This window comes from Peribacillus sp. AS_2, assembly GCF_026891895.1.
In the GTDB taxonomy this organism is placed as follows: domain Bacteria; phylum Bacillota; class Bacilli; order Bacillales; family DSM-1321; genus Peribacillus; species Peribacillus frigoritolerans.
In genome coordinates, this window is sequence record NZ_JAPTGA010000007.1 from 175,618 (window position 1) to 187,464 (window position 11,847).

Genomic DNA, 11,847 nt, shown 5'->3' on the forward strand with positions numbered 1-11,847 from the left:
GCACTTATTTTTCCTGATGGGGGCTGCTGCTGCAGTCCCTTTCTTTTTGATTTTCTATATACTATGGGAGAGTCTTCAGAAAGGTTCCACTGCTTTTGTAATACTTGTAAATAATAGAACCATCCTCGTCCGTCCTGAACACTTTTATGCCATTCCCCTCCAAATTCCCAATTACGTCTCCATGAGGGTGCCCGTAGCGGTTATCTTTTCCAACTGAAATAAGCGCCGCTTTCGGCTGCAGCTGTTCAAGGAAGGGCGCGGAAGAAGACGTTTTACTGCCATGGTGACCGACCTTCAAGATATCCGCCTGCAACTGCGGAAATGTTCTCAAAAGTTCCCTCTCCCCTTCTTCTCCCATATCGCCGGTCAATAACCATGACACTCCGCCAAGCTCCGTGAATAGAACGATGGATGAATCATTCTTATCTTCCTCTTGCTTAAAAGGACTTAGCACAGCAAACCGCACTCCGCCCGCCACCCATTGGTCCCCCCTTTTCAGGACGGTCATTTTCACTTTTTTCTCTCTCGCCACGGCTACAAGATCCATATCCCTATATTGCTCTTCACTCCAGCCTCCAATGATGATCTCCGCAACTTTAAAATGATCTATTAACTCTTTTGCACTTCCCATATGATCTGCATCCGGATGGGTTAAAATCAATTTGTCCAATTGGTGGATTCCTTTACTTTTCAATAATGGAATAATGATATCATCCGCCGTGTTGAACTTCTTTCGCTTTATCGCCCACGTATCGATTGGAAATGTAATTTGCCCGCCCGTATCAATTAAATAATTACCGCGATTGAAAGGCAGGGAAATGAAAATGGAGTCACCTTGTCCTACGTCGATTATTTGCACTTCACCGAAAGGCGAGAACCTTTGTAAGTTATATTGCAAAAGTAAAAGGACGATTATCATTCCGCACCAGATTTTACTTTTTTCAAAGGATACTTCCCAAGTCAGGCATAACCCTATAAGGGAAATAACAAGTAGTAACATCATGAGGAAAGGCGGCTTTCCAAACGGTATGGAGGCGAGCGGCAATCCCGATGCTGCATCTGCGGCTTTATTGCAGAGTACGAAGGTGAAATTCAATAATGATATGAGAGGTTGACCAAAGGAAGGCAGTAATAAATGAATGAGGAGGGAAATCAGTGAAAATGGCAGCAATATGATGGAATAAAGCGGAACATACAATACGTTCAGAAACACTCCAAGTAAAGATACTTCAAAAAAGTGAAAAAGCAAAATCGGAAGGGCTGCCAGTTGGCAGATGGAACTGAGGATGAATAGCTGCATCGATTTGTTCGGGTATTGCAAGAAGATGCTTGTAGACATGATAATGGAGAATGTGACCGCGAATGAAAGCTGAAAACCTATATCATAAAGCATATTAGGCCGAAAAAACAAAAGTGCCAAATAAGTCGATGCAATTGCGGCACCCGCTGAAATCCGCTTCTTGAATAGCAGGAGTAGAAAGAAAAGCATAGCCATTGAACAGGATCGCACCATTGATGGACTGGCACCTGAAAGTAACATGTAAACCGGAAGGAAGAGTAAGATGGCCATCATCATTCTTTCCCGTGTAATCCCAACCCTGATGCCGATGTAAAATAACACCCCCGTTAAAAAACTGACATGAAGGCCGGAAATCGCCAGTAAATGAACCAACCCCAACCGCTGATAATTAGTAAGGTCCCCTTCATCTATATATCTCTGGTCACCGAATATGAGCGCTGTGACAAAACCGCTCGACTCTTCAGGAAAGTGTTCTCTAATATATGCAATCCCCTTCAGGCGCAAATTACGAATCGAAAGCAGAATCGAGTTTCCACCTTCTTTGCATTCTTGAAATGAAATGGAATCCGCTTTGAATATCCAATGGGTGCCGTGGCGGAAAAGATAACGCTGGTAATCGAAACTGTTTTCATTCCTGTTTTTCTCGGGAATTTGCAATGTCCCTTCAGCCGGACAAGATAAACCGATTCGAAGAAACTGACTAAGCTTTTCCTGTTCCAATTCGGTCGTGATTTTATAACGAAGCAATAGCCGTTCGCCTTTCTCACTGCCAATGAATCCTTTTAATGAATTTCCATCTATATTCGGTTGGTCGGTAAATGTGATGATAAATTGGCTTTCCGTTCCATGATAGGCAGTTTTGTTTCGGTGATCGGAGAAGGAGGCGGCCCCTAAAAATATCCCCATGATCACCAAATGAAAACTAAGGGCCTTCACACTTAAGCCCACCGAAAAATAAAGGAAACAGAGAAAAATTAGGATAATGATCAGCAGCCTTACATTTAAAAGAGAATGGGCCGTAACACCAAATGTAGCTGAAGCGGCCAGTAAGATAAGATGTCTGGCCATGCCTGCCCCCCGTCCTATTTAATTTTCAAATATCTGATTGGCCTGCTTTTCCAATGCCAATAAATCTTCTTTTCCCAGACCGTTTTGTTCAAGTTGAGCTAGCAATGAGAATACAAAGTCCTTTTTTTGTTTTCCATTCACATCGATGGCCCCTTTTGCTTCAACCTTCTCGGTCTTGACACCCGCCTGTTTGAATAATTCGAGGGCATATGGATGATTTTTGTAATCCTCGGCATAATAAACGGCCTTTATGCCAGCTTGGATGAGTGATTTACAGCACTGAAGACACGGAAAATGCGTCACATATATTTCCGCCTGATCAGTCGGCACCCCAAATTTCGCACATTGTAAAAGTGCATTCATTTCTGCATGTATCGTTCTGACACAATGGTTATCAATTACATAACAGCCGTCATCAATACAATGCGTCCCTCCCGCAATGGACCCATTATATCCCCCAGCAATGATTCGATTGTCCCTGACGATGGTCGCCCCTACAGTGAGGCGTGTACATGTGCTTCTTAAAGCTAATAAATGGCTTTGTGCCATGAAATATTGATCCCAACTAATTCTGTTCATGTTGTATCCCCTTACCCCTAGAATGATTTTCTTCAATTTTACCCTCTTCCTGTCCATTTGTGTAGCATTCATTTCACCGAAATGGAATCCCGTAACCTTTCAAACGTTTTATCGCCGATTCCCGTAACCTGCTTCAATTCATCGACCTCCTTGAATTTCCCTATCGTCTCCCTGTATTCCAGGATCGCATTCGCTTTGGATGGTCCAATTCCCGTCAAGGTTTGCAAATCTTCCTGTGTAGCAGTATTCAAGTTCACCAGCCCTCCTGACGTACCCTTAGTGACGGCATCACCAGACGTCCTGACTTGTATATTCTCCAAGTCCGCTTTGTCTTCTTCACCTATTTCCGGAACATAAATGACCATTTGATCTTCGATGATTTGGGCAAAATTCACTTTATCCGTGTCAGCCTTTTCCGTAAAACTGCCCGCAGCGGAAATCAAATCAATCACCCGGTCACCTGCCTGTGCAGTAAAGATGCCCGGGGACTTGACCGCTCCTTTAACATCCACTTTAATGATCTCAGGCTCGGCAGCCGATTCATTTACACTTTGTTCCATTTCAGCTTCTTTTGCAGTAACCGAAAATATATCTTCCGTTTCAGCCGGATCCTCCCCTTGTTGAGAAAAAAAGTAAATGCCCCCTGCCACAAACGCCACGGCAACGGTAATCATCGTCATTTTCCTTTTTAAAATCCCTTCCATTTCTTTACCTCCTTATTGGTTTTCGCACGATACATTGTCATAGGACAGATTAAAAATACATAGTGTTTTTAGGAGAATCAATCGCTTTAAGTGAGAGGAGTTGATCGGAATTGAAGAAAATCGGTGTTATCGGAACCGGAAATATGGGTACCATTTTAATCGAGGCATGGCTGGAGGCAAAAATATTGAATCCGGCAGATCTAATCATTACAAATCGCACACTTTCCAAAGCATTGGTGCTGAAAGAGAAACATCCGGGTATAAAGGTTGCGGAAAGCGCAGCCGAAATCGTCGAACAAGCGGACTTTATCTTTCTCTGTGTAAAACCATTGCAAATTAACAGCCTATTACAAGGCATCAAACAGCATATAAAAAGGGATCAGCTGGTTATTTCCATCACAAGCCCGCTTTCCGTCTCCCAGCTCGAATCAGCAGTGAATGCACCCTGTGCCCGCTTTATCCCGAGTATAACGAACCGTGTGGGTTCAGGCGTATCGTTACTGAGTTTCAGCGAGAGCTGCAGTAAGGAGAAAGTGTCAGCTTTATTTGATTTGGCCTCCGCCATATCGGCACCGGTCATCATTGAAAATGATATCACCCGGGTAGCTTCCGATATTGTCAGCTGCGGCCCTGCCTTCTTCAGCTATTTAGCTCAAGCTTTCATTGACGCGGCTTGCCAAACGACGAAGATAGATAAAGAAACGGCTACGACTTTGACTGAGAATATGCTGGTCGGCTTAGGGGAATTGCTCGGTAAAGGGGTTTATACATTGCCGACCTTACAGGAAAAGGTTTGTGTAAAAGGTGGAATAACAGGTGAGGGGATCAAGGTTTTAGAAGCTGAAACCGGGGAAATGTTCCATCATCTTTTTCAGGCGACACATGAAAAGTTTGCAGAGGATCTTCACGAAGTTGAAAAACAGTTCGGCCATCCTTATTAATATTCGTAATCAAGATCTCAATTCCTTCTAAAAGTAAAAAAAAGAAGAGGTCAGACCTCCTATCGTCCTAGTACGAACGGAGATCTTGACCTCTTTTATCATTTACTGGCTACAAACAAGATTCTTTCGGTTTCCGTTACAAGCGGTGCTTCTTCAAGATCCGCCAGAATTTCTGAAACCGTGAAACCTGCTTGCTCCAGCCACTTTTTATATTGTTCAACCGGATAGGTCCGTTGATAATGCAACTCATCAAAACGGTCATAAAGACCGCTTTCATCATCCCTTACGAAAAAACTTAAATCATGTTCCACGCTGTAAGGTTCTTCACCCGGGAAGCAATCCCATATATAGGATACTTCTTCACCATTGACAGCAAACGTATGATCACTAAAGATTTCTTCCATTTTATATAGGGAATGGATATCAAACATGAATAATCCGCCATCCTTCAAATGCTCATGAACCCGGCTGAACGTCTTGACGATATCCTCTTCGTCACGAAGGTAGTTCAGCGAATCACAAAAAATCGTGACACAATCAAATTGGCCAAGTCCTTCGAGTTCTGCCATATTCTGCTGGAAAAGCGGAATCGATAATCCAAGCTTAACCGCTTTTTCATTAGCTACAAGAAGCATTTCATCAGATAAATCCACGCCGGTGACTTCGAATCCGTGCTGCGCCAATTCAACGGTCATTTCCCCGGTTCCACATGCCAAATCCAGGACTTTCCTTCCACCAATTCCATACTGTTCCAGCTTCGCCGTAAGGATCATCAGCCATTTTTCATAAGGTGCGTCCTTCATCAATTCATCGTATACATAGGCAAAGCGTTCGTAAGTCATGAAGTCAGTTCACTCTCTAGATCTTCAAAAGGTGCATCTCCCCATAGACGTTCAAGGTTATAGTAGTTTCTTTCATCTTTATGGAAAATGTGGGCCACTACATCGCCAAGATCCACAAGCACCCATTTCGCCTCGTCAAAACCTTCAAGACGCTTTACATTGATTCCTGATTCATCAGCTTTGCTCTTCATTTCACGAGCTATTGCTTGTACTTGTTTTTCAGAATTACCGTGGCAGATCAAAAAGTAATCCGCAACAAGGGAAATACCTTGCATGTTCAATGCCACGATATCCTCCGCTCTTTTATCATCCGCCGCTTTTGCTGCAATTACAAGAAGTTCACGTTCAGTCATTACATCTTCTCCTTCAAATTCATGATCAAATCATTATATGTCTTAAATGTGTCAGGGTAAATTGCCTGATTTCTTTTCATTAAAAAAACAACTGTATTCCTTAAAGCCTGGATGACAGCATGATCCAAATTTTGCTTTGCTGTCTGCCTGACTTCGTCGACACCGGGAAAAGAACGCCCCGGCTCGATATAATCAGCAAGGTATACGACTTTATCCAAAAGGCTCATGCCAACCCTGCCAGACGTGTGATAGGCAATCGCATCCAAGATTTCAGCGTCCTGAATGCCTGCTTCCTTATTCACCAGATAAGCCCCGACAGGAGCGTGCCACAGCTCCATATTATATTCAAGTAACGCCGGGTCCATTTTTTCAGCGATTATTATTTGCTCCATTTCTTCTTTAGGACGAAATTTTGCATAATCATGGAAAATGGCTGCAAGTTCCGCTTTTTTGACGTCGGCACCATATCGTTCAGCAAGTTCAATCGCTGACTCGACCACACCCAAGGTATGAATGTACCTGCGCTCGGTGATTTGTTCTTTGACCAGCGCCAATGCTTTCTCACGATTCATATAAACCATTCCCTTTAATATACTTCACCACTGGATCTGCTATTAAATACTTCACGGTTTTCCCTGTTCTTAACTTCCTTCGTATCATGGAAGACGAAATGAACATCTGCGGGACTTTCACCATCGTGATCGGGTATAAGGTATTCTCATTATATCCAGGGCGCTTCACCCCGACGAAATTGACCATATGCACCAGCTCGTCGATACGATGCCAATTCGGCAAGTACTCAATCATATCTGCGCCAATTATGAAATAGAACTCATTGGCTGGCTCAAGTTCTTTAAGCAATTTTATCGTGTCATACGTATAAGATGTGCCTTTTCTTTCTATTTCAATACCCTCAATATAAAAAGATGGGTTTCCGGCTATCGCGTTTTCCAACATGGCCAGCCTGTCCATATCGGTTACTTCCTCCGATTTTTCCTTATGTGGAGGAACGTGATTTGGCATGAACCTGATTTCATCTAGCTCAAGGGCATCCAGCACTTCATTGGCTATAATTAAATGCCCGATATGCGGAGGATTGAATGTACCGCCAAGAATTCCAATTTTTTTCATAGATAGGTTCCTTAAGGTAATTTAAGTTGTTTGTTTTCTTTTGATTCTTTATATAGCACAATTGTGTTGCCGATAATCTGAACCAATTCAGCCCGTGCACCTTTTGATAAAGTAAGCCCCACATCATTGCGGTCCTCTTCACAGTTTTGCAGGATGCTGACCTTGATCAATTCACGTACTTCAAGCGCCTCACCAATTTGCTTGATGAGATTATCATTGACTCCGCCTTTACCAACTTGAAAAATTGGATTGAGGTGATGGGCCTTTGATCGTAAAAATCTTTTTTGTTTTCCTGTTAACATGTGTTACCTCCTAGTTTGTTCAAGACAATATCTGTCATTCTTGCTGTATCCGGCATAATGCCTGTCCATATCTCAAAGGCAAGCGCAGCCTGGTTGATGAACATTCCCAGACCATTTTGCGTTTCCGCCCCTTTTTCCCCAGCTTCACGCAGCAGCTTGGTTTTTAGAGGGTTATAGATGATATCACTGACAATTGCACCGGTTTTAAGCTGGTCGACCTTTAACGGCGAATGATCCAGTTCAGGACTCATTCCAGAAGAAGTCGTTTGGATGATTAAATCATATTGTGATAAGCTTTCTTCCGCTTCGATAATCGAGAGTGCCTTCGATACTTTATCATAAGGGCAATCAGAAACAAGCTGGGCCGCTCTTTCCTTTGTCCGGTTTGCAATATCTACTTGCTTTACCCCTTCTTTCACGAGGGTAAAATAAATCGCACGCGCAGCACCGCCCGCTCCGATCACTAACGTTTTTTTAGCCTTGATGTCACCTGATATTTCATCGCATAAAGATTTAAAAAATCCTTTTCCGTCTGTATTATACCCTATAAACCGACCATTTTTGTTAACAACCGTATTTACAGCCCCGATTGCCAGGGCCAGTTCATCCACTTCATCAAGGAAAGGGATGATTGATGTCTTATGAGGGATCGTGATGTTAAACCCTTCTATACCAAGGGCCTTCATGCCTTTCACGGCATCGTTCAAACCTTCTTTCGTCACATGAAAATGGTGATAAACCGCTTCTATATTTTCTTTTTCAAATGCATCATTATGAATGTCCGGTGACATCGAATGTGCAATTGGATCTCCCATTACCCCATATATCTTTTTCATAGACTAGACGACCCCTATATTTAGATTAATGATTTGCGAACGATCACATTGACGCCCTTTGGAACATGTGCAACGATTTTGGCCCCTGGCTCATTGACCGTCACCCAGCCAAGACCAGAAAACACAATATCCATTTTACCATCTTTCAAGGAAAATTCATGTGGAATCAGCTTCGGAAATTCCTCGATTTGTTCCGGCCGTGGGGGAGTCAGTAATTCCCCTGCATGGTTTTTATACAATTCATCGGCATTTTCCAGTTTCGTACGGTGAATATTCAATTCGTTCGAAAGGTAGCAAGTCAATGAACGCCTTCCGCCTGAAACATAGTCCAACCTGGCCAACCCTCCGAAAAATAGCGTCTGCCCCTCATTCAGTTGGTACACTCTCGGCTTGATTTCCTTTTTCGGCATAATCACCTTGAAGTCCCGTTTGTCCACATAGTGAGCCATTTGATGATGATTAATGATTCCAGGTGTATCGATCAATGCCTGTTCATCATCCAAAGGAATTTCAATCATATCCAAGGTAGTCCCAGGGAAGTGGGAAGTCGTGATGATATCACTTTCACCGCTCACTTCTTTTATAAGACGGTTGATGAAAGTCGATTTTCCTACATTCGTACAGCCCACCACATAGACATCTTTTCCTCTGCGATACCGCTCGATCGCATCCGCCGCTTCAAGTATGTGCTTTCCCTTTTCCGCACTGACAAGCAGGACATCGATCGGGTTAAGACCCAATTCCTTGGACGATTGCTTCATCCAATTGATCAACTTGTTCGGTTTTACCGATTTAGGCAATAAATCGACCTTATTTCCGATCAGAAGAACATCATTTCTTCCTACAAATCGATGAAGGCCAGGCAGCCAGCTTCCATTGAAATCAAAAATATCGACGATTTTGACGATTAAAGAGTCGGTTTCGCCTACTTTATTCAAGATTTTCAAGAAGTCATCGTCTGTTAAGGATACATCCTGAACTTCGTTATAATGTTTCAATTTAAAGCAGCGCTGACAAACGATGCTCTCTTTTTCCAGAGCCGATTTAGGGGCAAAGCCCAACTCCTTCGGATCTTCAGTCTGGACCTTCACACCGCAGCCGATGCACACTAATTCTTGATGATTGTTCAATTGTGATCCTCCCATTCTATCATTCCTTTTCGTTTAAAAAACGCCATGATCTTTCTTTCAAAATAACGATTGATCCTTGTTCTGAATTCGTCGGTTTGTGCGACAGGGACCACTAAGATCGTATGAAACCCGCCTCTGTTCCCTCCCAATACATCCGTCAATAACTGATCGCCGATTACCACCGTTTCTTCTAATTTCAACCCCATTGTCTTACGGGCTTTATGGAAAGCCCTTGCCATCGGTTTTCTGGCCTGGAAGATAAACGGAATGTGAAGCGGATCGGAAAAAGCCCGAACCCGATTTTCATTATTATTGGACACAATCGTCACTAAAATCCCATGATCCCGCATATTGTCGAACCATTTGATTAAATCGGGGGTGGCAGTCGGCCTGTCCCATTCAACGAGAGTATTATCCAAATCGGTAATGACGCCCTTAATCCCTCTTTTTTTCAATTCTTGAGGATCTATATTAAAAATGCTTTTAACATGTTCACTCGGCAAAAATAATTTAAGCATATTGGCACCTCTATATTTTCATTAAAATTTACCGTTTCCATCATATCGAATTTTCAGCCCACTTTCAAAAAAAATTAGGAAAGAATGGCTGACGGTAAAGAAACATCATAATGTATGTTTTCTGATATGGAAAGTCATTTTTCATTAAATAATGGGAAATTTGCAGGCAGACCAGAACCAAAGAACTAATTATTCATAAAAGATTTCGACAAAAATTTCATTTATTCAACCTGTGGATAACTTTACTAACATTTTCCATACTGATGGGCACCATTTCGTTCACTTTGCAAACAACTTAACCACAGGTTATCCACTTTCATCTGTGGATAACAGAACGATTGTTCTCCAAGTTTATTTCTGATACAGTAGGGGTACATCAAGGAAGACTTATCAATATATGCAGGTAAACACCAAATTATTCCTCGCAATCCCTACTGGAGGTGAGCAGCCCTTAAGTGGCGTTCTGATGCAAAAACTATCTGATGACCTGTTGCTTGAATCCTATTTTAAAGCACAGAATTTAAAGTTGAGTACCGATTTCATCCGCCTCATAGAAACGGAAATTCATCGAAGGTCCCTAACACATAAAATCCGGTCCATATTTTAATATGAAATACATAGGCTGACATCAAATGTCAGCCTCTTATTTTGAAGTTAGACCGCTCTCATGAATCCGATTGTTTCACCTACACGGACATCTGCGGGAATGGATATGTTTCCTTCAAGTTCAAAACTTCCTTTTTCAAAAAGAAGCACAACTGTGGACCCAAAGCTGAAATAAGAAAACTCCTGCCCTTTTTCCAATTGATCCGAATCATCAGTAATGACGATCGAATTTATGAACATGGCCCCGACTTTCACCATTGCCAGATTTCCCGCCTCATTTTGTAGTTCAGTTATTGTCCGGTAATTTTTTGATAAAGGCTCTTTTCCATATTTCATCCCCCATTTATTAACGGGGTATGATTTCCTTCCAAGCGTCCATCGCTTGACCACGGAACCCTTGATAGGCGCATGGATCCTATGGTAATGACTCGGGCTTAAGTATAACACGAGATATTTGCCGCCTAAGTACTTTTCCAATAAAAGCTCATCCCCGAGCATTTCCTCCATTGAATATACCTTTCCCTTAACGACGATCTTTTTATCAGCGTGTATCTCCCCTGAGTCCTCAAGTACACCGTCCACGGGACAAGCTACAGCAGATGGAACTGCCGTAATTGGCCTCGCGTCAGCCTTTAACTGCCTTGTAAATAGCTCGTGCAAATTGGTATATGCTTTTAACTCCTTACCAAATTCCTGTGTATTAAGCTTGAATGTTTTTACATAAAGTAAAATTAAGGGCCTGCTCCAACGAGATTGGCTAAAGTGTTTTAATAAACCTGATGAAAACTGACCATTCGTCAGTTCAATAAGAACGCGATATAAAGACTGAAACAAAATATAACCACTCCAAATTGTAAAATTATTCTAAAATTCTCTTGCATAAATTGTATTAAATAAAATATTATTATATAATAAATACTTATGTTTACTATATTTTGTTTTAATTTGTTTCACTTGAAAGGAGTGAAAAGATGTTTTTTTTACACGCCCTAGATCAAACCATTAAAAAAATGAAAGCACAAACAGCAAATATACTTACCTTAATTAATTTATCCCTTGGTGGATTTGCGATAATTGCCGTGATGCACGGTCAATTGAATTTAAGCTTGCTTTTAATCTTCCTGGCTGCCCTTGCAGATCGCTTTGACGGTATGGTTGCACGGAAATTCAACATTGAATCGGAATTGGGTAAGCAACTTGATTCCATGTGTGACATCATATCCTTTGGAGTCGCACCGGCTCTATTATTATACCAAGGAATATTGATAGAATTCGGAGCACCTGGCACACTCTTCACGGTTTTCTATATTGGCTGTGGCGCGTTTCGTCTCGCCCGCTTCAATATAAGTGAAAGCAATGGATATTTTACAGGAGTGCCCATTACGGTTGCGGGCTGCATCGCCACTTTAAGTTATTTAGCCATTCCGTATTTCCATCCGGTCTTTTTCTTATCCCTCATGATTATATTATCATTACTCATGGTCAGTCCATTTAAACTGAAGAAAGTTTAATAAGAAAAGCGGATGTCCTAAACCGG

Annotated in this window: 15 protein-coding genes; 3 read left to right on the forward strand and 12 right to left on the reverse strand. The window is 42.1% G+C overall.

Going from position 1 to position 11,847, the window contains the following annotated elements; genetic code table 11:
* Positions 1 to 61 precede the first annotated feature (61 nt).
* From OTG27_RS14685 to OTG27_RS14695, 3 genes are all read right to left on the reverse strand, one after another.
* Positions 62 to 2,368 (reverse strand): DNA internalization-related competence protein ComEC/Rec2, encoded by a 2,307-nt coding sequence (locus OTG27_RS14685; RefSeq protein ID WP_268937289.1) that lies wholly within the window; start codon positions 2,366 to 2,368, stop codon positions 62 to 64.
* Between the two features lie 18 nt (positions 2,369 to 2,386).
* Complete coding sequence (locus OTG27_RS14690) at positions 2,387 to 2,947, reverse strand: ComE operon protein 2 (RefSeq protein ID WP_095678550.1); 561 nt, start codon at positions 2,945 to 2,947, stop codon at positions 2,387 to 2,389.
* 68 nt (positions 2,948 to 3,015) lie between these two features.
* Entirely contained in the window at positions 3,016 to 3,651 is a 636-nt protein-coding gene (locus OTG27_RS14695; RefSeq protein ID WP_268937290.1) for a helix-hairpin-helix domain-containing protein, read from the reverse strand.
* A 110-nt stretch (positions 3,652 to 3,761) separates the two neighbouring features.
* Here OTG27_RS14695 and comER point away from each other — a divergent pair, with 110 nt between their 5' ends.
* Positions 3,762 to 4,592, forward strand: a complete 831-nt coding sequence (gene comER / locus OTG27_RS14700) for a late competence protein ComER (protein WP_222619912.1) — start codon at positions 3,762 to 3,764, stop codon at positions 4,590 to 4,592.
* Between the two features lie 98 nt (positions 4,593 to 4,690).
* On the opposite strand, the gene OTG27_RS14705 is transcribed toward comER, so the two are convergent.
* The 8 genes from OTG27_RS14705 to OTG27_RS14740 are packed head-to-tail and all read right to left on the reverse strand — an operon-like array spanning position 4,691 to position 9,704.
* Positions 4,691 to 5,434, reverse strand: coding sequence for a class I SAM-dependent DNA methyltransferase (locus OTG27_RS14705; protein ID WP_057278859.1), 744 nt, complete (start codon positions 5,432 to 5,434; stop codon positions 4,691 to 4,693).
* Entirely contained in the window at positions 5,431 to 5,787 is a 357-nt protein-coding gene (gene rsfS / locus OTG27_RS14710; RefSeq protein WP_034308569.1) for a ribosome silencing factor, read from the reverse strand. Before rsfS ends, OTG27_RS14705 begins: the two co-directional genes overlap by 4 nt.
* Positions 5,787 to 6,359: a bis(5'-nucleosyl)-tetraphosphatase (symmetrical) YqeK gene (yqeK, locus tag OTG27_RS14715; RefSeq protein WP_054400178.1), complete on the reverse strand. Its 573-nt coding sequence runs from the start codon at positions 6,357 to 6,359 to the stop codon at positions 5,787 to 5,789. The genes rsfS and yqeK overlap by 1 nt, the downstream gene beginning before the upstream one ends.
* The gene (locus OTG27_RS14720; protein WP_034308571.1) at positions 6,349 to 6,918 is read right to left on the reverse strand and encodes a nicotinate-nucleotide adenylyltransferase; all 570 of its coding nucleotides are present in this window, start codon (positions 6,916 to 6,918) and stop codon (positions 6,349 to 6,351) included. Before OTG27_RS14720 ends, yqeK begins: the two co-directional genes overlap by 11 nt.
* 11 nt (positions 6,919 to 6,929) lie before the next feature.
* Complete coding sequence (gene yhbY, locus OTG27_RS14725; RefSeq protein WP_034308574.1) at positions 6,930 to 7,220, reverse strand: ribosome assembly RNA-binding protein YhbY; 291 nt, start codon at positions 7,218 to 7,220, stop codon at positions 6,930 to 6,932.
* Positions 7,214 to 8,056, reverse strand: coding sequence for a shikimate dehydrogenase (aroE, locus tag OTG27_RS14730; protein WP_063575642.1), 843 nt, complete (start codon positions 8,054 to 8,056; stop codon positions 7,214 to 7,216). Before aroE ends, yhbY begins: the two co-directional genes overlap by 7 nt.
* A gap of 20 nt (positions 8,057 to 8,076) precedes the next feature.
* Positions 8,077 to 9,186: a ribosome biogenesis GTPase YqeH gene (yqeH, locus tag OTG27_RS14735; protein ID WP_222619913.1), complete on the reverse strand. Its 1,110-nt coding sequence runs from the start codon at positions 9,184 to 9,186 to the stop codon at positions 8,077 to 8,079.
* Positions 9,183 to 9,704, reverse strand: coding sequence for a YqeG family HAD IIIA-type phosphatase (locus tag OTG27_RS14740; protein WP_034308582.1), 522 nt, complete (start codon positions 9,702 to 9,704; stop codon positions 9,183 to 9,185). Before OTG27_RS14740 ends, yqeH begins: the two co-directional genes overlap by 4 nt.
* Before the next feature lie 466 nt (positions 9,705 to 10,170).
* On the opposite strand from OTG27_RS14740, the gene OTG27_RS14745 reads away from it, so the two are divergent.
* Entirely contained in the window at positions 10,171 to 10,311 is a 141-nt protein-coding gene (locus OTG27_RS14745) for a sporulation histidine kinase inhibitor Sda (RefSeq protein WP_034311351.1), read from the forward strand.
* A gap of 47 nt (positions 10,312 to 10,358) precedes the next feature.
* Here OTG27_RS14745 and OTG27_RS14750 read toward each other — a convergent pair whose 3' ends face one another.
* Positions 10,359 to 11,144 carry a phosphatidylserine decarboxylase gene (locus tag OTG27_RS14750; RefSeq protein ID WP_268937291.1) on the reverse strand — a complete coding sequence of 262 codons (786 nt, stop codon included), beginning with the start codon at positions 11,142 to 11,144 and terminating at the stop codon, positions 10,359 to 10,361.
* A 137-nt stretch (positions 11,145 to 11,281) separates the two neighbouring features.
* Here OTG27_RS14750 and pssA point away from each other — a divergent pair, with 137 nt between their 5' ends.
* Positions 11,282 to 11,821: a CDP-diacylglycerol--serine O-phosphatidyltransferase gene (gene pssA / locus OTG27_RS14755; RefSeq protein WP_268563520.1), complete on the forward strand. Its 540-nt coding sequence runs from the start codon at positions 11,282 to 11,284 to the stop codon at positions 11,819 to 11,821.
* The last annotated feature ends 26 nt before the right edge of the window (positions 11,822 to 11,847 follow it).